This window comes from Gilliamella apis, assembly GCF_002142155.1.
Taxonomy (GTDB): Bacteria; Pseudomonadota; Gammaproteobacteria; order Enterobacterales; family Orbaceae; genus Gilliamella; species Gilliamella apis.
On record NZ_NASD01000002.1, the window covers coordinates 12,675 to 35,997 of the forward strand.

The 23,323-nt window shown below is 36.6% G+C and carries 23 protein-coding genes and 1 riboswitch; of the genes, 15 read left to right on the top strand and 8 right to left on the bottom strand.

The window, feature by feature from the left end; genetic code table 11:
• Window positions 1-20 precede the first annotated feature (20 nt).
• The 3 genes from B6C84_RS01310 to B6C84_RS01320 all read right to left on the bottom strand — a co-directional run bounded on the left by B6C84_RS01310 (window position 21) and on the right by B6C84_RS01320 (window position 2,561).
• Complete coding sequence (locus tag B6C84_RS01310; RefSeq protein ID WP_065578501.1) at window positions 21-584, bottom strand: iron transporter; 564 nt, start codon at window positions 582-584, stop codon at window positions 21-23.
• Between the two features lie 140 nt (window positions 585-724).
• The gene (locus B6C84_RS01315; protein ID WP_217332072.1) at window positions 725-1,912 is read right to left on the bottom strand and encodes an FTR1 family iron permease; all 1,188 of its coding nucleotides are present in this window, start codon (window positions 1,910-1,912) and stop codon (window positions 725-727) included.
• Window positions 1,913-1,922: 10 nt separating this feature from the next.
• On the bottom strand, window positions 1,923-2,561 hold the full coding sequence (locus tag B6C84_RS01320; protein ID WP_086353865.1) for a nitroreductase family protein: 639 nt from the start codon (window positions 2,559-2,561) through the stop codon (window positions 1,923-1,925).
• 266 nt (window positions 2,562-2,827) lie between these two features.
• On the opposite strand from B6C84_RS01320, the gene B6C84_RS01325 reads away from it, so the two are divergent.
• On the top strand, window positions 2,828-4,270 hold the full coding sequence (locus B6C84_RS01325; protein WP_086353864.1) for an LTA synthase family protein: 1,443 nt from the start codon (window positions 2,828-2,830) through the stop codon (window positions 4,268-4,270).
• Window positions 4,267-4,890: a LysE family transporter gene (locus B6C84_RS01330; protein WP_065651430.1), complete on the top strand. Its 624-nt coding sequence runs from the start codon at window positions 4,267-4,269 to the stop codon at window positions 4,888-4,890. The genes B6C84_RS01325 and B6C84_RS01330 overlap by 4 nt, the downstream gene beginning before the upstream one ends.
• Window positions 4,891-5,025: 135 nt before the next feature.
• Here B6C84_RS01330 and B6C84_RS01335 read toward each other — a convergent pair whose 3' ends face one another.
• Window positions 5,026-6,486: a hypothetical protein gene (locus tag B6C84_RS01335; protein ID WP_086353863.1), complete on the bottom strand. Its 1,461-nt coding sequence runs from the start codon at window positions 6,484-6,486 to the stop codon at window positions 5,026-5,028.
• 507 nt (window positions 6,487-6,993) lie between these two features.
• Between B6C84_RS01335 and gutQ the strand changes: the two genes are divergently transcribed.
• From gutQ to thiD, 11 genes are all read left to right on the top strand, one after another.
• Window positions 6,994-7,956 carry an arabinose-5-phosphate isomerase GutQ gene (gutQ, locus tag B6C84_RS01340; RefSeq protein ID WP_065614018.1) on the top strand — a complete coding sequence of 321 codons (963 nt, stop codon included), beginning with the start codon at window positions 6,994-6,996 and terminating at the stop codon, window positions 7,954-7,956.
• Window positions 7,957-8,140: 184 nt separating this feature from the next.
• Window positions 8,141-8,662 carry a shikimate kinase AroK gene (gene aroK / locus B6C84_RS01345; protein WP_034901329.1) on the top strand — a complete coding sequence of 174 codons (522 nt, stop codon included), beginning with the start codon at window positions 8,141-8,143 and terminating at the stop codon, window positions 8,660-8,662.
• A 66-nt stretch (window positions 8,663-8,728) separates the two neighbouring features.
• A complete protein-coding gene (locus B6C84_RS01350; protein ID WP_086353862.1) occupies window positions 8,729-9,589 on the top strand; it encodes an SPOR domain-containing protein in 861 nt (286 codons plus the stop codon).
• A 49-nt stretch (window positions 9,590-9,638) separates the two neighbouring features.
• Window positions 9,639-10,460, top strand: a complete 822-nt coding sequence (locus B6C84_RS01355) for a Dam family site-specific DNA-(adenine-N6)-methyltransferase (RefSeq protein WP_034901325.1) — start codon at window positions 9,639-9,641, stop codon at window positions 10,458-10,460.
• Window positions 10,461-10,501: 41 nt separating this feature from the next.
• Entirely contained in the window at window positions 10,502-11,179 is a 678-nt protein-coding gene (gene rpe / locus B6C84_RS01360) for a ribulose-phosphate 3-epimerase (RefSeq protein WP_086353861.1), read from the top strand.
• Window positions 11,172-11,867, top strand: a complete 696-nt coding sequence (locus B6C84_RS01365; protein WP_086353860.1) for a phosphoglycolate phosphatase — start codon at window positions 11,172-11,174, stop codon at window positions 11,865-11,867. Before rpe ends, B6C84_RS01365 begins: the two co-directional genes overlap by 8 nt.
• 23 nt (window positions 11,868-11,890) lie before the next feature.
• Window positions 11,891-12,886 carry a tryptophan--tRNA ligase gene (trpS, locus tag B6C84_RS01370; protein WP_065577517.1) on the top strand — a complete coding sequence of 332 codons (996 nt, stop codon included), beginning with the start codon at window positions 11,891-11,893 and terminating at the stop codon, window positions 12,884-12,886.
• Window positions 12,887-13,010: 124 nt separating this feature from the next.
• Window positions 13,011-14,372 carry a Trk system potassium transporter TrkA gene (gene trkA, locus B6C84_RS01375; RefSeq protein WP_086353859.1) on the top strand — a complete coding sequence of 454 codons (1,362 nt, stop codon included), beginning with the start codon at window positions 13,011-13,013 and terminating at the stop codon, window positions 14,370-14,372.
• A 49-nt stretch (window positions 14,373-14,421) separates the two neighbouring features.
• Window positions 14,422-14,523, top strand: a riboswitch (TPP riboswitch).
• A 60-nt stretch (window positions 14,524-14,583) separates the two neighbouring features.
• Window positions 14,584-15,357 carry a hydroxyethylthiazole kinase gene (gene thiM / locus B6C84_RS01380; protein WP_425319286.1) on the top strand — a complete coding sequence of 258 codons (774 nt, stop codon included), beginning with the start codon at window positions 14,584-14,586 and terminating at the stop codon, window positions 15,355-15,357.
• 15 nt (window positions 15,358-15,372) lie between these two features.
• On the top strand, window positions 15,373-16,014 hold the full coding sequence (gene thiE / locus B6C84_RS01385) for a thiamine phosphate synthase (protein ID WP_086353857.1): 642 nt from the start codon (window positions 15,373-15,375) through the stop codon (window positions 16,012-16,014).
• A gap of 11 nt (window positions 16,015-16,025) precedes the next feature.
• The gene (gene thiD, locus B6C84_RS01390) at window positions 16,026-16,820 is read left to right on the top strand and encodes a bifunctional hydroxymethylpyrimidine kinase/phosphomethylpyrimidine kinase (protein ID WP_086353856.1); all 795 of its coding nucleotides are present in this window, start codon (window positions 16,026-16,028) and stop codon (window positions 16,818-16,820) included.
• A 97-nt stretch (window positions 16,821-16,917) separates the two neighbouring features.
• Here the strand turns inward: thiD and B6C84_RS01395 are convergent, their stop codons facing one another.
• The gene (locus tag B6C84_RS01395) at window positions 16,918-17,121 is read right to left on the bottom strand and encodes a heavy-metal-associated domain-containing protein (protein ID WP_198197801.1); all 204 of its coding nucleotides are present in this window, start codon (window positions 17,119-17,121) and stop codon (window positions 16,918-16,920) included.
• A 676-nt stretch (window positions 17,122-17,797) separates the two neighbouring features.
• On the opposite strand from B6C84_RS01395, the gene B6C84_RS01400 reads away from it, so the two are divergent.
• Window positions 17,798-18,970 carry a M20 aminoacylase family protein gene (locus B6C84_RS01400; protein ID WP_086353855.1) on the top strand — a complete coding sequence of 391 codons (1,173 nt, stop codon included), beginning with the start codon at window positions 17,798-17,800 and terminating at the stop codon, window positions 18,968-18,970.
• Between the two features lie 16 nt (window positions 18,971-18,986).
• Complete coding sequence (locus B6C84_RS01405; protein ID WP_086353854.1) at window positions 18,987-20,411, top strand: MFS transporter; 1,425 nt, start codon at window positions 18,987-18,989, stop codon at window positions 20,409-20,411.
• Window positions 20,412-20,602: 191 nt separating this feature from the next.
• Here the strand turns inward: B6C84_RS01405 and mnmE are convergent, their stop codons facing one another.
• The 3 genes from mnmE to B6C84_RS01420 all read right to left on the bottom strand — a co-directional run bounded on the left by mnmE (window position 20,603) and on the right by B6C84_RS01420 (window position 23,229).
• Complete coding sequence (gene mnmE, locus B6C84_RS01410) at window positions 20,603-21,964, bottom strand: tRNA uridine-5-carboxymethylaminomethyl(34) synthesis GTPase MnmE (RefSeq protein ID WP_086353853.1); 1,362 nt, start codon at window positions 21,962-21,964, stop codon at window positions 20,603-20,605.
• Between the two features lie 94 nt (window positions 21,965-22,058).
• Window positions 22,059-22,667: a YdcF family protein gene (locus B6C84_RS01415; protein ID WP_081299995.1), complete on the bottom strand. Its 609-nt coding sequence runs from the start codon at window positions 22,665-22,667 to the stop codon at window positions 22,059-22,061.
• 10 nt (window positions 22,668-22,677) lie between these two features.
• The gene (locus tag B6C84_RS01420) at window positions 22,678-23,229 is read right to left on the bottom strand and encodes a DNA-3-methyladenine glycosylase I (RefSeq protein WP_034901305.1); all 552 of its coding nucleotides are present in this window, start codon (window positions 23,227-23,229) and stop codon (window positions 22,678-22,680) included.
• Between the last annotated feature and the right edge of the window lie 94 nt (window positions 23,230-23,323).

The window sequence follows — 23,323 nt, forward strand, 5'->3', positions numbered from 1 at the left end:
GCCAATAGTTTAGCTAATTATTACCATGCACGAGGGATGTAGTCAAAGTCCCAAGAAACCTCGATTGGTTTAGACCAGAAACGACCTTCAACACCAGTTTCTTTATCTACATGCAATAAATAACCTTGTTTTTCAGGGTTTTCGATTGTGAATGTAACTTTATATTTACCAGCACCATCTAACTTAATATTGTTACCATAGTGTGGGCCATCTGATGCATTCATCGGCATAAAATTACCTTCGATAGTTTTGTCACTACCTTGTTTTTGAATTTTATATTTTACAGTTAAGTAAGGGACAAAATCACCTACACCAAAACCTAACTTATTACCTTCGGCAGCAGAAATATCGGCTTCGATATGCATATCTGATTTAGAAGCAGGTAAGCCACCCATACCAGCTGGCTCCATATCTACAGGTTGGAAGTAAACCGCACCAATATGTAATGGACCAACAGTGACTTCTTCACCGATTGGAAACTCTTCAAAACCTTTTTCCTCACCGGGTGCCGGCGCAGCAGCATTTGCCATTGAAGAAAGTGCAAGTATTGACGAAATACCAGCAGAAATAATTAGTTTTTTCATTGAAAACTCCTTAATTTTTTTAACAACTTGTTTTACCCTTTAATAATTAATCAATAAACTAATGACTAATCAATTACAAATTACTGCCAATGTTTTCATTACTATTCAAGTTTAAATTACACCAAGAATAATAATATTATTTAATTTTTATGATATTTTTTGTAATACATAATAGAGAGCATCACGACAACTAGCATGACTAACTGTGGCACCAATGTTTCAACCGTTGGATAGATGCCTAATACCTCTACTGAATGGACAAAATCTACTGGGGTGACCGAAATAATATCCGCTTCTTGTAGCTCTTTCACACCACCGCCGGCAAAGGCTATCGCCATAAGATACATTAATGCACTGGTACAAATAAAAAATGGTTTAAGCGGTAATTTAACACTGCCAAAGCGGATAACAATAAATACCAAAGTCAACACGATGGTACCAACACCTAGTCCATACCAAACCATATCCATGTGATCTTTAGCATCAGCTAACATAGCTTGATAAAATATGATCGTTTCCGCTCCTTCACGAAATACAGCTAAAAAGGCAGCAAACCCTAACGCAAAACTGCTTCCTGTTGATACCGCACTTTGCACCTTTCCTTCAACATAATTTTTCCATGCTTTCGATTCTGACTTAGATAGCATCCAGTTACTTATAAAGAACAGCACCACTGTTGCGAGTAACATGGCGGCACCTTCCATAATTTCTTGATTGGCACCACTTAAACCAACAATAGTATGCAAGGCGATAGCAGCCAACACGCTGGCAAACACCGCAAATAAACTGCTTAGATAGACGACTTTAAGCATTGGCTGATTATCTGAACGAACTAAATATGCAGAAATTGCCGCAATCACCAGTATCGCTTCTAATCCTTCACGGAAAATAATAATAAATGAGGCAAAGAAGACACTCCAGCCACTCTCTTTTTTACCATCTAACTCGTTAGCATCCTCGTGGAGCATTTTCAGAATAACATCAATCTCAGTTCGCACAACTTTATTAGGCGCACCTTGACTCATTAATCGTTTAATTTTAGCAAATTGGTATTCGGTATCAGTGCCACGTTTGCCGGAAATGTAAGACATTACCGCACGTTCAACGCCATGTTTTTCATAAAAACCAAAATAAGCATTGTTTACTCGATCTTTAGCAGCTTCGCTGTCTTTCATAAAATAGATGTTATAAGCATCATTTAAAATGATATCCATTTCATCCACAATCGCATTCCAGCTTGCATACTTCTTTTCAGTTGCGTAAGAAGGTGAACTAAAAATCGCTAAACTGGCAATCAGTAGTAACACTAAAGTTAAATACTTTTTCACTGCTTACTCCTTATTTTGCTAACAACATTATCCCTATAGGTTTACTGCTTTCTGGCAATTGTAACGATTGACTAATAATGTCAGGCTTTATTGAATGGATGTAACGAGTGCTGAGTTTTAATGCTGCAGCAGACAAATAGACGTTTTGACTCATAGCACCAACGGCAATTTGACTAAAATCATTGGCTTTTTGTGCATCAAAATCATTGAGACTTGCACCATCAGCTACAAAAATAACAATATATGGTGCTCGCTTAGTAAAATTTTGCATACCAATGTCAGCACGAATATCTTGCTTAGTTATCTCACGAAGATAGTGTCCTTCCCATTCATATAAAAAGGCACCTTTATCGCTAGCTACATAAAGACGAACATAAGGTTGTTTACCACTAGCCATTGGTACCGTCCAACCATTTTTACCTCGATTTAATCCCGTTGCCGACCAAAGCACGCTTGATAGTTCATCATCTGAAACCATCCCGGTTGGAAACCCTCCGCCTGGAGTTGAAGCACGTTTTTTAAGGCTATCAAATAACCCCATGCCATCTTTCATTTGTGGCGTAGGTAAAGTGATATCGGCATAACTTATTGATAAACAAAATAAAGACATTGATAAAACAATTGTAACATTGCGTAACCAGCACAACATGGCGTAGACCTTAAAACAGTTGCAAATATTTGTTAGCTATCTTATTGCTAATGCTTCCAATTATCAACAACAAACAATAATTATTATCATTAAGGTGAAATAACTCAAGTAAAATAGTTGATATAGTTGATAAAGTAGAAATCTTCATTGATTGCAATAGACTGGTTAATGTATTAACCAATCAATTCCGATTTTTATTTTTCTGTTTATTAAGTATATACTGGGACAATTTTTAAATTTTAAAGTAAAAATGAGTATTGATTGTTATGCCATTATCGACTTTAGTTGTTTTACCACTTTTTATCTTAACCATTAGTTTAGCTTCGTTTTTTAAACAAAAAAAATGGCAATTATTCACCATCATTTTAATGACAGTTATTATTGTGATGGAGCTTACCTCAATTTATTTTAGTGGTGGATTTATTGATTATCAGTTTTACGTCAATCTGAACGTGAATGATATTATTGAAGGATTATTCATCTTTAAACTGCAAGCGCTATTGGTGATTGTGGTATTTTTGGGGTTAGTGTTTATCCTCAGCAAATTAGCCAACTGGTTTCGCCATAAATGTAAATTACACTGGCGATTACTATTAGTTGCCATTGCCGTTGCCTCAATTAGTTATCATAACGGCCCTATTAGTCGTGCTTATGAAATCTATCAAGTTACTTGCGCCCCAAAAGCAACTTTTGCCCAAGCGTTACAAAACTTAAATATGAATGATTATGTTGAAAAATCACAACTTGATAGCCAAAAAGGCAAAAATATAATTGTATTGTCGTTAGAATCCTTCGAACAAGGATTTTTAGATTTTGCTGATATCACGCCAAATTTAAGACAACTCAAGCAACAATATACTTTCTTTGCTAATATGCCAATGAGTGCAGGTAGTACATGGACAACAGCTTCTATGTATACCTATATGACTGGTGTGCCATTTTTAATCGGAGAACATTCAACTTCACCATTAAAAGGTGCAAATACCACTCAATTGGTTACCTTAGGTGATGTGCTAAAACAAGCCGGTTATCAAACTCGCTATGTTATGGCTGGTCCGGAATTTGCAGGAATTGGCCACACCGCCGAAGTAATAGGCATGCAAGTCGTTTCAGAAAAAAATTATGTAGGCAAATATCCAAATGCACCATTTGGATTGTATGATAAAGATATATTAGACATTGCTAAACAGCAAATACAAGAGTTGCAAAATGCCGATAAACCCTTTGCGCTATTTATCTCAACTGTCTCAACTCATGCTCCAAACGGTTTTAATGATGAGCGCATGACATCAGTAATCAGCCCAAAACAAGATAATATGTCTTTTGTGGCCGCTTCGCTCGATTATAATTTAGGGGAATTTATTAACCACCTGAAACAGCAAGGTATATTAGATAATACTGTATTTTACATCTTCCCTGACCATTTAATGATGGGAGCTGGCACCGAAACGGTGAAAAAGTTATCAGAAAAAGAGCGCAAACTCTATTTGTTAACCAATGCAAATGTTGATGATTTACAAAAATCACCTAATCAAAATATTTATCAAATTGATTTACCGAGATTGATTCTAAATGGTGCACAAATTAAAACCAATGCAAAATTTTTAACCGATTACTTAAACGGTGAGAATGTTGATAAAAAACAGTTTATTGAACAACATAAATCGAATATCGCGACATTAAACAATGCGGCACAAGTGCAAAAATGAGCGTCGATACCTTAATTTTAGTTATCACTATTAGCTGTTTAGGCATGATATCCCCGGGACCAGATTTTTTTCTGGTCTTAAAAAATAGCTTAAGTTACAACCGAAAAATGGCATTAATGACCTGTTTAGGGGTGATAAGCGCGATCGCCATTCATATGAGCTATTGTGTGGCAGGTATTGCGGTATTAATCACCGCTACCCCGTGGCTATATAATGCCTTGCGTTATGCTGGCGCTGCTTATTTGCTATGGATAGGTATTAAAGCGTTATTAGCTAAAAGTAGTGCTACCACTTACATCAGCAAACAAACTCAGCCAATTAATGTCACCGCAAAGGCGGCATTTATGCAAGGGCTATTATGTAACTTACTAAATCCGAAAGCGACACTGTTTTTTCTGGCTATATTTACCCAACTACTCAATGCAGACTCAACTTTAATGGATAAATTGCTCGTCGCATTTATTATTTGGCTTGAAGCCTTACTTTGGTGGCCATTGGTAGTATTTATCTTTCAAACCCAAATCGTCCAGCGACGTTATTTCAAACTTCAATTTATTATTGATAAATTATTAGGTTTAATATTGATCTTACTAGGGGTTAAAGTAGCGTTAGGGTTTTAGAGCATAAAAAGTGCTTTCCTCAATTTTTTCTACAAAAACCCCTTTCCGCAAAAATAAACCTATCGGGGTGAATTCGGCTACATCTTGTCTTTTATCACTCCCGTCAATCAGCTTCTTTTTTAAGCTCTAGCAAAGTTATTTATCTTCTTTCTTCTCATCCCCCGTGACGCAAGCTACTGCAGCAGAAGTACCTAACCCTGTAATCAAACCGTAAACAGCAGTCGCGGCGAACTGGCTGGTGCTATTGCTCGTATTTTTGCCTTCCTTATCAGTTGGGACCGGTTCACTCGACCAATAGGCATAGTGCTGTTTAGCCTCATCCTTGTATCTTTGCATATTACCCCACTCAGCTAAAAATCCGGCACCAATTCGTCGCGAATAATGATAACTATTTGATGGATAAACAACACTTGGACAGTATATTTCTGAACATGCTGATGCGTTAGTTAATTCTCTAAGGCGCGGAAGACGATAACCTAAACCTAAACCTAGATTAAGACACCAAGATCCCTGTCTGGAAGCTGGCGCTGTTCTATTACCTCGGTTGACAAACCACTGTTTTAACACAAAACCATACTTCAACATGATATCATTATTGTGACTATCTTTACCTTTACCTACCAACTCAAATGTCTGAGGCAATGATGGAGCAATTATTTTCTTACCTGCCCAACCCGGATCATCTACACGCCATTGCTGCGGTGTAGCCACGGGACCATTTAAGGTGACCCGGACAATACTAGGGTCTGAGCTATTTAAATAGGTCATAGTCGCTTTAATATCGCCGTTAGGAGAAACATCCTCCCATGTTAATTGCGTATCAATACTACCTAGCACCAAATCAAAATATAAACCATCTGCGCCAGTAGTAGGAAAATTCAGACCGTAAGATGACGGTTTGGATGACTGAACAAGAAAACCCAAACCTGGGTCCCACATAGAAAAAGGACCAGCACGTTCGCCGTTATATTCTAACAGAGGTCTAGCAGAGCAAATATCCGCTGTTGGCTGTGGTTTAATATAATAACTCACAGTACTTGCGGTAAAACGACGACTTCTAGGTACGCCATAACGGGTGGATAAAATAATATCATCATCAGTTCTTAACATTACTCGATAAGGTGCTTTACAAATGGTAGGCACATCGTCACGAGTGACCGGACGGTCAAATTTATCAAGGATAGATAAATACAACTTCCCTGTAACGGTAAAATCACCATCGCCATCATCATCATTCCAATAGTTATAAGGCGTACCGATAAGGGTACTCAATGGTATGGCATTAACATTAGTTGGCACTAACATATCAATATCGGCAAAGCTCTGACCGGCAACTGGCAGTAAAATAGCATGTGATGAATTTGAGTTATTACTTGCCGGTGTTAATGTCGTACCATCAGAGAAGGATATCTTCATCAGTTCGTCTAAGTCTATCGCGCGTGTTTGACCACCATCAAAAGTTAAATAAGGGCCATTACCATGAATAACATTTGTAGTATAAGCGGTCAGCGCTTGACTATTAAATGAAAAGAATAGAGAGATAATAGGCAGTAAAGTTAAAAAAATCGACCAAGATAAAAACAATCTTAATAACAATTTAAGGGATTGCTGAAAAAATAAACTACACGAAAAAACGAAACTTTGCTGGCTAAAACGAGACGAATTTAAATTAAAAGTTGGGCAGGTTTGGTGTTTGGTGTTTGGTGTTTTAAATTATAACGCATTTTGACATCCCTTGTCAAGTAATACCATGTTTTATTTCACTTTATTTCAGTTAGACCGACTAAATTACCACCAAATATTGCGGTTAAAATAATCTATAGAGTATAGTGCCACAAAAAAATCTACGCAACTACATTTAATGATGTAATTGTTAAATTTTGTAAATATTATTAGAGAGTTAAATCTTTAAAACATAGTGTTAACCTTTTAAAAACGCCATTCTTAAATATTGTCTCACTTATTTTGTTTTTTAATTCTAAAAGCTTTTTGAATATTCAATAGTTAATTGTTAGACTATCTAGCATAATCTGATTAAATATAATCATAAAATTGATTATAGATTTAATTTTTGTGTAAATTTAATTCAATAGGCAATTAAACATGGATAAATTGTTACAATATGGTCGAGAACTTCTTGAACTTGAACTTCACGAAGCACAAAAGTTACCCGCCCGACTTGGTAAAGACTTTATTAAGGCTTGTCAATTCATCTTGTCCACCAAGGGAAAAGTTGTCGTGTCAGGTATTGGTAAATCAGGACATATTGGAAAAAAAATCGCCGCTTCATTAGCTAGTACTGGTAGTCCAGCTTTTTTTATGCATCCCTCAGAAGCGCTACACGGTGACTTAGGCATGGTAACCGAAAACGATGTAGTAATTTTGATCTCTTATTCTGGTCGGGCAAAGGAGTTTCAATTTATTTTACCAATCCTTGCTGCTATGAATATTCCGGTTATCGCTATTACTGGTGGACTTGATTCGCCACTTGCGACAGCAGCCCAAGCAGTATTAGACATTTCAATTGAAAAAGAAGCTTGCCCAATGGGACTAGCACCAACATCAAGTTCAACTAATACATTATTAATGGGTGATGCATTGGCTATTGCCGTTATGCGAGCTCGTGGTTTTAAAGAAGAGGATTTTGCTCGTTCACATCCTGCTGGTAGTCTAGGAGCTAAATTGTTAAATCACGTAAAAGATATTATGCGAAAAGGAGATTTAATTCCTAAAGTTTCACAATCAGCAACGGTACTCGATGCGATGTTAGAATTAAGTCGAACTGGTGTAGGGTTAGTTGCAATATGTCAAGATGATAATAAAATTGTTGGTGTTTTTACTGATGGAGATTTGCGTCGATTACTATTAAAACATGGTACACTACAAGACAATATTATTGAAGTAATGACCAGTCCAGGACATCAAATACCGGAAAATTGGAAAGCGGTCGAAGCCTTAAAAACTTTTAATGATCATAATATTACAGCTGCGCCAGTAGTGAATAATCAAGGTGAATTAGTTGGAGCACTTAATATTCATGACCTACATCAAGCGGGGATAAGTTAACTGATTAATAAATACCTGTTGCAAAATAGGGCTATCTATTGAGATAATTACCGACCTAAATTTTTGTCGTTAGACGGAGATCCAAGAAAGTTACACAATTCAAAGATAAAATGATGATAAAAATCATAGCAAATTGATATTGTGTTGTAAATTTTAACCAAAATTAATAGATGATGAAACTACAATGGCAGAAAAGCGAAATATCTTTCTAATTGGCCCAATGGGGGCAGGAAAAAGCACAATAGGCCGACAAATTGCACAGCAGTTAGGCATGGAATTTTTTGACTCTGATCAAGAGATCGAAAAACGTACAGGTGCTGATATTGCATGGATCTTTGACTTAGAAGGTGAAGACGGATTCCGAGCCAGAGAAGAGAAAGTCATTAATGAATTGACTGAAAAACAAGGTGTAGTACTTGCTACCGGTGGTGGTTCAGTACTATCGAAAGAGACACGTAATCGATTATCAGCACGTGGTATTGTCGTTTATTTAGAAACGACTATTGAAAAACAAATGGCAAGAACACAAAAGGATAAACGTCGTCCTTTATTACAAGGTGGCAATACCCCTCGCGAACTTTATGAAGAATTAGCTCAGGAACGAGATCCTCTTTATGAAGAAATTGCTGACATCACAATTAAAACCGATGAGCAAAGTGCCAAAGGTGTTGCTGGGTATATCATTGATAAAATTGAACAAATTTAAATCATTGATTCATAAACCATGGTTGGTTATAAGGCATTAGACCTGTTAATAGGTTAAGGAGTTAATATGCGTGTAGATAAAGATGATCGTTATATACCAGAACAATCCAATAAGCCGTCTACGCCCTCATTTAATATTACCAATTTTTTTCAGCATTATTCGAAAAAGAAATTGATAATTATGGGGTTAACTGTTGTTATTATTGTCTTATTAGTTAGCACAATGTTATTTCGTTCGTCAAAACCAAAAACACCTACACAACTAACTCCTCCTGAAGTTAGCGGTGTTTCAACGCAAGAACCTGAGCCAACCATAACAACACAATCCAATGACGTTGCAACGGCTACAGCTCAAGGTCAAGCATCTGATACGGTACCATCGCCTATGGCGCCAGCACCAATTACCAATGTTAATGAACAACAAAATAGTAGCGAATTAACTGGTAGTAACGGTAGTGATGCAAACACTCAGAGTTCACCAGAGAGTAAACCTGAGTCACAAGTTGACCATAATACTCATCAGGGTAATAATTCATCGCATAATAATGTGGATAATAATAGACTAAACTCGCCGAACCAAGTTGAATCTAAAGTCAATAAACCTGATACTGAATCAACTAGTGGTTCTAAAGTAAATACTAAACCGACTAAAATTGACAAAATAAAGAGTAATCAGTTTTCAATTCAACTGAGTGCTTCAACCTCGCTTGAAGGTTTAAAAAAATTGGTAAAAAAACATAATATAACCAATTACCAAATTTATGAAACTAAACGAAATAATGTCAAATGGTTTATTTTAGTTAATGGTACATATAATTCTGCTGATGAAGCCAGAAAAGCAATCAAGTCTTTACCAGATGCACTAAAAAAAGATAAACCTTGGGTTAAATCTGGCGCAACTATTAATAAAGAAAAATCGGCAAAATAGTAAGGGATATTGTTCATATATCCTACCAATGACAAAATAGGAGTTTCCGTTGAAGAAGCGACGAGCCTTTTTAAAGTGGGCTGGAGGAAAATATGAGCTTGTAGACACTATAAAACAGTATCTACCGGAAGGTGAACAACTCATTGAGCCCTTTGTAGGTGCTGGTTCCGTTTTTTTAAATACTAACTTCAAAAGTTATATTTTAGCTGATATCAATCATGATCTAATTGCACTATTTAAGCTATTACAATCCAATCCGGAGCTGTTTATTAATGATCTTAAATTACTATTTAATGATCAAAATAATCAGGCTGAAGCATTTTATCAACTACGTGATGTGTTTAATTATAGCAAAGATCAATATTTACGATCGCTTTTATTTGTCTATTTAAATCGTCACTGTTACAACGGCTTATGTCGTTATAATAATAGTGGTTTATTTAATGTCCCATTTGGCCGTTACAAGACTATTTATTTCCCGGAAAGGGAACTCTATTTCTTTGCCAAAAAAGCGCAAAATGCTGAGTTTGTCTGTACGCCTTATCATAAAGCGATGAAAATGGCGAAACGTAACTCCGTTATTTATTGTGATCCACCTTATCTATCACCTAATGAAACAGCAGGTTTTACCGCCTACTATTCTAATAACTTTGGGTTTGACGAACATCAAAGGTTGTCACAATTAGCTGAGCAAATTGCCTATAAAAAAGAGATTCCAGTTCTGGTATCAAATCATGATACTCACTATACCAGAACGTTATATAGTAAAGCGCGCCATCTTTACCGAGCAGAAATGCGGCGCTCAATTAGTTGCGCTGGCGAAGGACGCAAAAAAATTGATGAAATATTGGCCTTATACCAAAAATCTTAAGCTATTTTTAAGTATAAGGTGTTTATGAGTAGAGGTATGTTATGAATGAATTTATTATTGCACCATCAATACTATCCGCCGATTTCGCTCGTCTTGGTGAAGATACCCAAAAAGTATTAGATGCAGGAGCGGATGTTGTCCATTTCGATGTGATGGATAATCATTTTGTTCCCAATTTAACAATGGGTAGTATGTTTTGTAAGGCACTGCGAGACTATGGAATTAGTGCTCCAATTGATGTCCATCTAATGGTTTCTCCAGTTGAAGAGCTAATTACCTCTTTTGCCAAATCTGGAGCAACAAACATATCTATTCATCCGGAAGCGACAATTCATTTAGATCGTTCATTACAATTAATTAAAGATCATGGTTGCAGTGCCGGTATTGTGCTTAATCCAGCAACACCACTTGACCATTTAGACTATGTGATGGATAAAGTTGATATTATTTTATTGATGGGTGTTAACCCAGGTTTTGGTGGTCAATCATTCATCCCAGCAACGCTTAAAAAATTGCGGCAAGTTAAACAACGCATTATTGATTCTGGTAGAAATATTCGCCTAGAAATTGATGGCGGTGTAAAAGTAGATAATATAGCTGAAATTGCCAAGGCAGGAGCCGATATGTTTGTTGCTGGCTCAGCCATATTTGGTCAACCTAACTATAAAACGGTAATTGATACAATGCGTAAAGAGTTAGCAGGAGTAAAACATGGCTAAATTAGATGATATTCAAGCTATTGCTTTTGATTTAGATGGAACATTAGTAGATAGCGTACCTGGACTTGCTTTAGCAACCCAGAAAATGTTGGCAGATTTAAATTTACCAACAGTTACCAATGAACAAGTTAAAAACTGGGTAGGTAATGGTATTGATGTGATGCTTGAACGCGTTTTCAAAGCCATTGATATTAATCCGTCAAAAGAATATTTTGCTGAAGCTAAACAAATATTTAGTCAGCATTATGATAAGGTTATGGATGAACAGACAACACTGTTTCCTCATGTAAAACAGACCTTAAAAACTCTTTATGAAAATCATTATCCTTTAGCACTTGTAACTAATAAACCGGCACAATTTTTACCGGGATTACTAAGCTCATTAGGTATCAAAGAGTATTTTTCATTAGTACTCGGCGGCGGTGATGTAATTAAATTAAAACCACACCCTGCTCCGCTTTATCAAGTCATGGCAACATTTGGATTATACAATGATCAGTTATTATTTGTTGGTGATTCGAAAAATGACATTACCGCAGCCAAAAATGCTAATTGCCCTACTGTTGCGTTAAGTTATGGTTATAATTATGGCGAATCAATTGCAACAAGTGAACCCGATTTTTTATTTGATGATTTTCAAGATATATTAACCCTATTACCTCAGCCAAAAGCTGAAGCAAAAAAATAATAAGTTTAAATTAGGAATAAATTATGAGTAAACCAATTGTATTTAGTGGCGCTCAGCCATCAGGAGAACTAACATTAGGCAACTATTTAGGTGCTTTAAAGAATTGGGTGTCTTTGCAAAATGAATATGATTGCGTTTATTGTATCGTCAATCAACATGCGATCACGGTACGCCAAGATCCTAATAAGTTACGTAAAGCAACACTTGATACATTAGCACTTTATCTAGCCTGTGGTATTGATCCACAAAAAAGTACTATTTTTGTGCAATCCCATGTGCCTGCACATGCTGAATTAGGTTGGGCATTAAACTGTTATACCTATTTTGGTGAATTGAGCCGTATGACACAATTTAAAGATAAATCTTCTCGTCATTCAGAAAATATAAATGCCGGGCTTTTTGATTATCCAGTGTTAATGGCTGCCGATATTTTGTTATATCAAGCTAATTTAGTTCCCGTTGGTGATGACCAAAAACAACATCTTGAACTTTCTCGCGATATTGCTATGCGTTTTAATGCCCTTTATGGCGATATCTTCACTGTTCCTGAACCATTTATTGCTAAAGTTGGCGCTCGGGTTATGTCGTTACAAGATCCTAGCAAAAAAATGTCTAAATCAGATGAAAATCGTAATAATGTTATTGGGTTACTTGAAAATCCAAAAGATGTCGAGAAGAAAATTAAACGGGCAATGACCGATTCTGATGAACCACCAGTCGTACGTTATGATTTAAAAAATAAAACGGGGGTATCAAATCTGTTAGATATCTTAACCGGTATTACGGGTAAACCTATTGCTGAACTTGAGAAAGAATTTGAAGGTAAAATGTATGGTCATCTAAAAACCGAGGTCGCAAATCAAGTTATTGATATGTTAACTGGTTTACAAGCAAAGTATCATCAGTATCGTGATGATGAAAATTATCTTCTGACAATTATGCAAGAAGGTGCACAAAAAGCTCGAGCAAAAGCAGAGCCAACGTTGAAAAAAGTTTATGACGCAATCGGTTTTGTATAATTAACCGTAAAACTAGATTGCAATTAACGCTAAACAATATCAATTGGCTTTAATGACTAAACGCACTATCGTTTTTATTAACGAAAGATGCTATTAAAGCCTTTTTGATTATCATAGGTTAGTTATGAAAATTATCATTCTTGGTGCAGGTCAAACAGGTAGTGCTCTTGCCGAATATCTGGTTACCGAAAAACAGAACGATGTGACTGTTGTTGATGAAGATCATGACAAGTTGCAATCATTGCAAGAACGTTTTGATTTACAAGTTATTTGTGGAAAATCATCTTATCCACAAGTATTAGAAAGTGCTGGTGCAGAATCTGCCGACATGTTAGTCGCTGTTACCAATTCTGATGAGGTCAATATGATGGCTTGCCAGATTGGGCATGTGATGTTCAATATTCCTCAAAAAGTCGCACGTATTCGAGCTCCAGAATATAATGATGAAAGATACTCATTTTTTAATAAAGATTGTATTAATATCGACCATATTATTGCCCCAGAAAACCTAATCACCAATCAAATCAGCCAGCTAGTGCAATATCCTGGCGCACTACAATTTGCCTCATTTTATGATAATCGAGTCTGCTTAGTTGCCGTTACAGCTTACTATGGTGGTGCATTGGTTGGTAGTGAATTATCAGAGCTAAAAGAACATTTACCTCATGTCGAAGCTCGGGTGGTGGCTATTTATCGTAAAAATCGTTTTATTCGTCCGATTGGTTCAACTTTGATTGAAGCTGGGGATATGGTTTACTTTATTACCCCACCGCTTAACATCAAAGCGGTAACCAGTGAATTACAACGGTTAGAAAAGCCTTATAAACGAATACTCATTAGTGGTGGTGGTGGCATTGCTGTTGCTTTAGCTAAGCGATTAGAAAACGATTATCAAGTTAAATTGATTGAACGTAATGCCGAAAAAGCAGAATTAATTGCCGAGCAGTTAGTTAATACGACCGTATTACATGGTGAATCATCGGATCAAGAGCTATTATCGCAAGAACAAGTCGAACTTACCGATCTGTTTGTGGCAGTGACGAGTGATGATGAATCAAATATTATGTCGTCAATGCTTGCCAAAAGGATGGGAGCCAAAAAAGTCATCGTACTTATTCAACGACAAGCTTATTTAGAGTTAATAAACGATAGCGTAATTGATATTGCCATTTCACCACAACATGCAACTATTTCAGAGCTATTAAGTCATGTTAGACAAACAGGTGTGGTTAAAGTGGTCTCACTACGTCAGGGTGAGTCAGAAATTGTCGAAGTAGTTGCCAATGGTGAGGCAGAAAATTCAAAATTAGTTGGTAAAAATATTAACAGTCTAAAATTGCCTTCAGGGGCAACTATTGGTGCTGTGGTGCGTGGTGAAGATGTGATTATTGTTAATACCGATTTAATGATCGAAGATGGTGATCACTTAATCATTTTCTTACCAGATAGACGATCTATTAGCGATATCGAAAGATTATTACAATAGCTTGTATAAAGTATAAACTGAGTACATAATAAAACTGTTTTTATAAATTATTTTTGACTCGGGGTGTTTTTTGTTACTACAAAAAACTGAGATTTTACCCGTTGAACCTGATCTGGCTCATACCAGCGTAGGGAAGTCTCCGTCTTAATTATCCGTTTTGACACATTCTTCCCTTAATATCAATAATAAATAAGGAAAGAATATGTCTACCATTCAGTTATTTCAAAACAATGATGCCATTCCCTTTATTGAGCAAGTTAAACAACAACGCCCGTTAGTCCATTGCATTACCAATGATGTGGTACAGAATTTTACCGCCAATGTCTTATTAGCCATTGGTGCTTCGCCAGCAATGGTCGTTGCTAAACAAGAAGTTGAGGACTTTGTAACTATTGCCAGTAGTTTATTAATTAATATTGGTACCATTGATGAGCACAGCGCAAATAGTATGTTATTAGCTGCAGCTAAAGCTGAACAGACGCAGACACCATGGGTACTGGATCCTGTCGCGGTTGGTGCGGCACTTAAATACCGCACTGAAGTTGCCAAACAACTGTTAACCTTTAGACCAAGTGTTATTCGAGGAAATGCCTCTGAAATTCTCGCATTGAGTGGTCAACAATCATCATCGAAAGGGCCTGATGGACTTGATTCTACCGATTCTGCATTAAATGCAGCAATACTATTAGCACAAAAATATCAAACCATTGTCGCAATAACAGGTGAGATAGATTATGTCACAGATGGTGAACAAATTTATAGCATTGTCGGTGGCGATATCGCGCTAACCCGAGTAACTGGTACAGGTTGCTCATTATCAGCAATGGCGGCCGCATTTATCGCCGCTAGTGAAGATCGTTTAATTGCAACCGCCTCTGCTTGTTTTATGATGAAAAAAGCAGGACAACTCGCTAGTAAGCAACAAGGGTTAGGTAGTTTCGCCATTGCTGTTATTGATCATCTTTCACGATTCAATCAAAACTAAAAATAAGGATGTTTGATGAAAAAGCAACTTGATTTAACCCTCTATTTAGTCCTCGACCCGTTATTATGTGGCGGTATAGATGGTATGGTCACTACCACCAAAATTGCTGTTGAGAATGGTGTTACCGCAGTGCAACTACGTTCAGAACAAGAATACTCTGGTAAAAATTGGTATGACGCCGCACAAGCGCTCAAAGAAGTGTTAAGTCGCACCCAAGTTCCGCTATTTATCAATGACCATGTTGATATTGCTTTAGCCATTGATGCTGATGGCGTTCATATAGGACAAAGCGATCTACCGGTCGACGTTACTCGACGCCTAATTGGCACAGACAAATGGTTAGGACTTTCAGTTTCAAATCAATCACAACTAGAGAATGTTCCTTGGCATTTAGTCGATTATCTTGGCATAGGGCCTATCTATCCAACCACAACCAAAAAGGATGCCGCAGCTGCGACAGGCATTACTCAATTGAAAGAACTGGTTAAAGCGAAACAATGCCCTGCCGTGGCTATCGGTGGTATCGGCGTGAATAATTTAACCGAAGTAATCCAAACTGGCATTGAAGGTATTGCCGTTGTGTCGGCAATATGCGGACAAGCTAATCTTGCCAAAGCAACATCCGACCTAATCAGTAAAATAAAACTGGCAAAATAGGAAACCAAATCATGACAACAGTTGCATTAACAATAGCAGGCAGTGACCCTAGTGGTGGCGCAGGTATTCAAGCTGACTTAAAAGCATTTTCAGCACTTGGTGCTTATGGTATGTCAGTGATCACCGCATTAACCGCACAAAGTACGCAAGGAGTTAATGGTGTACATGCCATTCCCGCTGAATTTATTGAAGCACAGTTTAATACACTATATCAAGATATCCACATTGATAGTGTTAAAATTGGCATGCTAATGAATAAAGAGATTGTTACTACAGTTCATCAGCTATTAAACAATCATCCTATTGCCAATATTGTGCTTGATACCGTAATGATTGCTAAAGGCGGACATCCATTGTTAAAAGCTGATGCCGTTTCTGCTATTCGAGATCTATTATTACCATTAGCCACAATCATCACCCCTAATCTACCTGAAGCGGCTGCATTACTTGATTGTCAGGAAGCTAAAAACGAAGATGAAATGCAACGACAAGGTTATGAGTTACTAAAATTGGGTTGTCAGGCAGTCTTAATGAAAGGCGGACATCTGCCAAGTCAAGAAAGTCCTGATTATCTAATCACTGACAATAAAATTATCAGAATGTCATCACCGAGAATCGTCACTAAAAATACTCATGGTACAGGTTGCACCCTCTCTGCGGCAATTGCAGCATTGTTACCGAAACATAATTTAGAAGAAGCAATAAAATATGCTAAAAACTACCTACAAGGCGCTATTGAGCATGCAGATAGTTTAAAAATTGGTAAGGGAATTGGACCTACTCACCATTTTTATCAATGGTGGTAGAAATATACAAAAACTGTTAATCGATGATTTGATAAAAGTACTCTCTAAGATTTAGGCGATGAGATAATCGCCTAAAATTTAATAACGCTAAATACTGTTAATAAGCAATACCGACAAACTCAAATCCCGCTTCATTAATTGCTGCAATTGCCGCTTCTTGCGAGATAGTACCACCATCAATATCAACTTCATGCTTAGCTAAATCAACAGTAACTTTCGCTTTAGGATCAATATCATTAATTGCTTTAGTAATGGTTTTAACACAATGCTGACAACTCATATTATCGACTATTAATTTCATCATTAACCCCTTTTGGTTATTTAATAATTTACCGATAAATTATCAATGGCAACAGATAGAAAAATTAGATTATTCTTTAAATAAAACAAATCTGTTAGCTATTACCATTAATGAATTAAAATTTAATCTTTATATTACGCCAAAACAAACTAAAACCAAGCCTACTTGGAAAAATAAATTAACCAAATTTTTAATATGCTCAATGAGATTAAGCTAAGAATTTATTTTGATCTATATTTTTTGTAAAAATAATTGAGAAGTGTATACCGTTTAATTGATATTTGAGATCCATAATAGAAAAACAGCTATAACCGTTGGTATACGTCATGGAAAACCAGTTGTCTTAAGAGAAGTTCTTTAACTATATATCATAAGGTATTGAGTTTTATTTAGCCGATAATGAAGTTTGGTTAATAGATAATTTACCAAGTCATTTTTTCGATCAGACTATTACCTCAATGCTAATTCGATATAACAATTTTCAAATATTACCATATAGAAATCATCGACATTCACAAGAATAGCGGTTATTGTATATTTATTCATCTAAGCTGTTTTACTGATTAAGTTGTTTGCAGGTTTTAAATTTAATCATAGTGTTAATCATAGTTTAGATGTGTAGTTCCCTTCTTTTTATTTTTTTCATAACGATATTCAGGTTAATTAGGAGCCTAAAATGCAGCATATTATGGAAACGATTAGAAAAACAGAGCAAGAGTTTATTGATATCCGCCATCAAATTCATCAACATCCTGAATTAGGTTTTGAAGAACATAAAACCAGCGATTTAGTGGCAAGTAAATTGGCTGAATGGGGCTATGAAGTACATCGTGGTTTAGCTAAAACCGGGGTGGTTGGTGTTTTAAAAAATGGCACTAGTGATAAAAAAATTGGTATTAGAGCCGACATGGATGCGCTACCTATTATTGAAGCATCAGGAAAACCATGGAGCAGTCAAACCCATGGCAAATTCCATGGTTGTGGCCATGATGGTCATACCACTATTTTACTTTGTGCAGCCAAATATCTTGCCGAAACCCGTCACTTTGATGGCACTTTACATGTCATTTTTCAACCAGCTGAAGAGTTGTTATATGGTGGTAAAGTAATGGTTGACGACGGTTTATTCAAACAATTTCCTTGTGATGTTATTTTCGGTATCCACAACATGCCAGGTTTTAAAGAAGGTCATTTCTATTTCAAAGCCGGCGCACTTATGGCCTCATCCGATACTATTCATATCAAGATTAAAGGCAAAGGTGCTCACGGTGCCATGCCTGAACGAGGAATTGATGCCACCCTTGTTGCTTGTTATATCGGCACTGCCTTGCAAAGTATTGTTTCTCGTAATGTATCACCATTTGAGCAAGCCGTTATCACGATTGGTTGTATTCAATCAGGTGAAGCGCCAAATGTGGTGAACAGCGATGCACTTATGAAACTAACAGTTAGAGCATTAGATAATGATACCCGAGCGTTACTACTTAAGCGTATTAGCGAAGTTGCCACTGCGCAAGCGGAAAGTTTTGGCGCCTCAGTACAAATTGAGCATGTCAATGGTAGTCCGGTTTTACATAATGGTGCAGATGCAACCAAATTTGCATTAGAAGTCGCACAAAAATTAGTCGGTGAAGATCGCGTGCATGATAATTGTCATCCTTTTATGGGCAGTGAAGATTTTGCTTTTATGTTAGAAAGTAATCCTAATGGCTGCTATATGATTATCGGTAATGGCGATGAACCTGGTTTTTGTAGTGTGCATAATCCTGGTTATGATTTTAATGATAAATGTATTGTTACCGCTGCATCATATTGGGTGGCATTAACTGAAAGCTATTTAAACATATAAGGATTAATGTGCAGCTATGTCAAATTTAAATATGTCAAATACTCAAAATTCAGCCATAGAGCAGTTTAAAAGTCATAACCGGTTAACATTCGGCATTGTATTAGGGGTGATTACTTTTTGGCTTTTTGCTCAGTCTATTGTCAATGTCGGGCCGGCTGTTCAACATAGTATCGGTATTACACCTGCATCGTTCAATCTAGCTGTCAGTTTAACCGCTCTGTTTTCAGGTTGTTTTATTGTCGTTGCTGGCGGATTAGCTGATCGCTTTGGCCGTGTTCGTTTTACCTATTTAGGTTTTATTTTAAGTATTATTGGTTGTCTTTGTTTGATCTGCGCACAAGGTGAAGTGCTGTTTATTACTGGTCGTATTATCCAAGGCTTATCTGCTGCTTGTATTATGCCATCGACGTTGGCATTAGTGAAAACCTATTATCAAGGTAAAGATCGTCAACGAGCATTGAGTTTTTGGTCAATTGGCTCTTGGGGTGGTTCAGGAACTTGTGTACTTGCCGGTGGAGCAATAGCCACTTATTTAGGTTGGCAATGGATTTTTATTATCTCAATCAGCTGTGCTGTGTTAGGTATGCTGTTATTGAAAGGGACACCAGAAACTAAGATTGACGATCCATCAAGTTTGCCCAAATTTGATTATGTTGGGCTATTCGTTTTTGTGATCACTTTAGTTACGTTAAACCTTGTCATCACCAAAGGATCTACTTTTGGTTGGACTAGTGTAATGACATTATCACTCGCTACGATATGTTTGGTTTTTCTGATTTTATTTTTTGTTATTGAAAATCGCAAAGCGAATGGCGCATTTATAGATTTTTCACTGTTTAAAAACGTCCCTTATCGTGGTGCTACCTTATCTAACTTTCTGCTCAATTCTGTTGCCGGTACATTAATTGTTGCCAGTACTTATACCCAACAAGGACGAGGCTTTACCTCTTTCGAAAATGGATTATTGACCATTGGTTATTTAGTTTCGGTTTTATGTATGATTCGAGTAGGTGAAAAGATCTTACAAAAAGTCGGAGCGAAAAAACCAATGCTACTCGGGCCTTTAATTACCGGTTCGGGTATTGCCTTGATGACGCTGACTTTTTTACCCGATATGTTTTATATTATTTCGGTGTTAGCCGGCTATATTTTATTGGGTCTTGGCTTAGGTTTTTATGCTACACCATCAATTGATACCGCAATAGCTAGTGCTCCGGAAGATAAAGTTGGTGTTGCATCAGGAATATATAAAATGGCAAGCTCATTAGGCGGTGCATTTGGTGTGGCGATTTCGGCATCAACTTATGCTGCAATTATTGCTAATGGGCAAAGTATAGCGACAGCAGCAGCAATTGGACTGTGGATTAATGTTGGCTTTTGTCTGTTATGTTTTGTTTCAATTTTAATTTTAGTACCCAATAATGCCGGCAAGAATAAATAAGTCAGCATAGGTTGTTTATCATTTTAAATTAGGGATAAATCTTTTCGCATCTATCCCTATTTTTTAATTAAAACTTTTATAAAAATACAATTTTTACAACTCTGAAAAATAAACCCATATAACTTAAAAAATTATATGGGTTTTGAAATAGAAAGATCTGTTTAAAATATTTAGTTATCTGTAGATAAAACTTATTTGCCAATACAGAATGAACTGAATATTCGTCCTAATAAATCATCAGAAGTAAATTCACCTGTAATTTCACTTAGTGCTTCTTGAGCTAATCTTAGTTCTTCCGCCAATAGTTCGCCAGCATGGAATGTGGTAAGTTGATATTGACCATTATTTAAATGCTCTGCTGCTTTCTCAAGTGCTTGCAGATGTCGACGACGAGCCAGAAAACCACCTTCGGTGCTACTAGTAAAGCCCATAACCTGTTTGAGATGATCACGTAATAATGTAATACCTTCTCCGGTTCTTGCCGATAGTTGAATAAGACAATAGCCATTTTGTTCACTATAACCTAATGGTTCACCAGTTAAATCAGCCTTGTTGCGAATAACTGTGACAGGTATGTTTTTCGGTAAACGTTCAATAAATTCTGGCCAGAGTTTTTCAGGATTTGTCTCATTAGTTGTTGTACTGTCGACCATGAATAATACTCGATCGGCTTGATCAATCTCTTGCCATGCTCGCTCAATACCAATACGTTCAACTTCATCGCTAGCTTCACGTAAGCCGGCAGTATCGATTATATGTAAAGGCATTCCATCAATATGGATATGTTCACGTAAAACATCGCGCGTTGTTCCAGCTATATCCGTTACGATAGCGGCATCTCGTCCAGCTAATGCATTAAGTAAACTTGATTTACCAGCGTTAGGTCTACCCGCTATGACGACGTTCATACCTTCACGTAATAATGAACCTTGTTTAGCTTCTTGACGGACTTCGTTTAATCGTTGTATGACTTGCTCAAGTTCTGCCGCTATTTTTCCATCAGATAAAAAGTCTATCTCTTCCTCTGGAAAATCAATAGCTGCTTCAGTAAAAATACGTAGATGAATTAATGCTTCAACCAGTGTATTAATTTTTTTAGAAAATACCCCTTGTAAAGAAGATAAGGCTGATTTTGCTGCTTGCTCCGAGCTAGCGTCAATTAAGTCTGCAATCGCTTCGGCTTGGGCTAGATCCAATTTATCATTTAAGAAAGCTCGCTCTGAAAATTCGCCCGGCCTTGCAATCCGCACACTAGGAATATCTAAAATGCGTTTTAACAGTAGATCTAAAATAACTGGGCCACCATGCCCTTGTAGTTCAAGCACATCTTCACCCGTAAATGAGTGTGGATTAGGAAAAAATAGCGCAATACCTTCATCTAAGGTTGTACCATCCGATGCTAAAAAAGGTAAATAATGGGCATAGCGAGGCTTAGGTAAAATACCTAAAACGGCTTTAGCAACATCTTGCGCTTTAGGGCCCGAAACACGCAATATTCCCACACCGCCACGACCTGGAGGTGTCGCTTGTGCAACAATTGTATCTGTATTCATATTTATCAATTTTAATTTAAATAGAAATGGTTAATCATACCACGACAACCATTAAAAATCTGTAAAGTGAAATAGTCTAAAGCAATGGGACCGATTAATTATCATTTTTAGTTTCAACATAATCTAATGGATGATCAAATAGCCATGAGTTAAGTAAAGCTAATGGTTCTCTTATCATGGCGATATATTTATCAAAATTGCTATAACTTAATGGCGCTGACAAACCGGAAATATCATCAATATTAGATCGTTTAGCTAACATGATTGAACGTAAAATATGGAAATCATTAGTCACCACAACTGTCTTTCCTAATGGCAAAACTTGATTAGCATAGACAAATTGTTGTGCCGTTCGCCTTGATCTATCTTCTAAATAGACCCTGGAAGATTCGATACCTTTTTTGATTAAGTAATCAGCCATCACACTCGCTTCAGTCGCTGATTCATCACTCCCCCGCCCTCCGCATACAATTACTTTTGTATTGGGATTATCTTGCAAATAATTAAATGCAGTATTCAAGCGAATTTGTAACGTTAAAGGAGCTTGTGCTGGTGTGCCAACAACTTGTGAACCTAATACCACCAGAGTATCAGCATTAGCAGCTGGTTTTTGGTGAGCATAAATAAAAATAATAATATTACAAATAACAAAATAAAATAGTATTAATATCAGTAACCATCTAATTAATTTAATGATTATCATATAATACCTCTCATTTTTTGAAACAATTTTCAAAATGGTCGTCAACTAATCCCATTGATTGCATAAAAGCATAACAGATCGTTGTTCCAACAAAAGAAAAACCTCTCTTTTTTAGTGCTTTTGACATTCTATCTGATATTTCGGTGCTAACTGGAACTTCACTTATATCATTAAAGTGGTTAATTATAGGTTTACCATTAACAAATGACCAAATAAATTGAGAAAAATCCTCATTATTACTTTGCATAGCTAAGTAGGCATGAGCATTTTTTACAATGCTATTAAGTTTTAGTCGGTTACGAATTAATCCTTCATTTTCAAGTAATGATTCTATATCAGCCGCCGTTAATTGGATAATTTTTTGCGGTTCAAAATTGAAAAAGCATCGACGATATTCATCTCGTTTTTTTAGAACAGTAATCCACGATAATCCTGCTTGCTGGCCTTCAAGACAGATTTTTTCAAATAGCTTTAGACTATCATATTGTGGATTCCCCCATTCCTTATCATGATAATCAATATATAACGGGTCATTTGTCACCCAACTGCATCGTTTTGTCATTATTATTTCATCCTTATGTTTCAAAAATATTATACGTGATAATTGAATAGAATTTTCATTTAATATCATTTTTTATACTGATTATAAATCAAAC

Bases quoted from the DNA above. Each gene is read 5' to 3' on its own strand.
- B6C84_RS01310 (WP_065578501.1), bottom strand. From the start codon at position 584: ATGAAAAAACTAATTATTTCTGCTGGTATTTCGTCAATACTTGCACTT.
- B6C84_RS01320 (WP_086353865.1), bottom strand. From the start codon at position 2,561: ATGTTGTGCTGGTTACGCAATGTTACAATTGTTTTATCAATGTCTTTA.
- B6C84_RS01325 (WP_086353864.1), top strand. From the start codon at position 2,828: ATGCCATTATCGACTTTAGTTGTTTTACCACTTTTTATCTTAACCATT.
- B6C84_RS01330 (WP_065651430.1), top strand. From the start codon at position 4,267: ATGAGCGTCGATACCTTAATTTTAGTTATCACTATTAGCTGTTTAGGC.
- gutQ (WP_065614018.1), top strand. From the start codon at position 6,994: ATGGATAAATTGTTACAATATGGTCGAGAACTTCTTGAACTTGAACTT.
- aroK (WP_034901329.1), top strand. From the start codon at position 8,141: ATGGCAGAAAAGCGAAATATCTTTCTAATTGGCCCAATGGGGGCAGGA.
- B6C84_RS01350 (WP_086353862.1), top strand. From the start codon at position 8,729: ATGCGTGTAGATAAAGATGATCGTTATATACCAGAACAATCCAATAAG.
- rpe (WP_086353861.1), top strand. From the start codon at position 10,502: ATGAATGAATTTATTATTGCACCATCAATACTATCCGCCGATTTCGCT.
- B6C84_RS01365 (WP_086353860.1), top strand. From the start codon at position 11,172: ATGGCTAAATTAGATGATATTCAAGCTATTGCTTTTGATTTAGATGGA.
- trpS (WP_065577517.1), top strand. From the start codon at position 11,891: ATGAGTAAACCAATTGTATTTAGTGGCGCTCAGCCATCAGGAGAACTA.
- trkA (WP_086353859.1), top strand. From the start codon at position 13,011: ATGAAAATTATCATTCTTGGTGCAGGTCAAACAGGTAGTGCTCTTGCC.
- thiE (WP_086353857.1), top strand. From the start codon at position 15,373: ATGAAAAAGCAACTTGATTTAACCCTCTATTTAGTCCTCGACCCGTTA.
- thiD (WP_086353856.1), top strand. From the start codon at position 16,026: ATGACAACAGTTGCATTAACAATAGCAGGCAGTGACCCTAGTGGTGGC.
- B6C84_RS01395 (WP_198197801.1), bottom strand. From the start codon at position 17,121: ATGAAATTAATAGTCGATAATATGAGTTGTCAGCATTGTGTTAAAACC.
- B6C84_RS01400 (WP_086353855.1), top strand. From the start codon at position 17,798: ATGCAGCATATTATGGAAACGATTAGAAAAACAGAGCAAGAGTTTATT.
- B6C84_RS01405 (WP_086353854.1), top strand. From the start codon at position 18,987: ATGTCAAATTTAAATATGTCAAATACTCAAAATTCAGCCATAGAGCAG.
- mnmE (WP_086353853.1), bottom strand. From the start codon at position 21,964: ATGAATACAGATACAATTGTTGCACAAGCGACACCTCCAGGTCGTGGC.
- B6C84_RS01415 (WP_081299995.1), bottom strand. From the start codon at position 22,667: ATGATAATCATTAAATTAATTAGATGGTTACTGATATTAATACTATTT.
- B6C84_RS01420 (WP_034901305.1), bottom strand. From the start codon at position 23,229: ATGACAAAACGATGCAGTTGGGTGACAAATGACCCGTTATATATTGAT.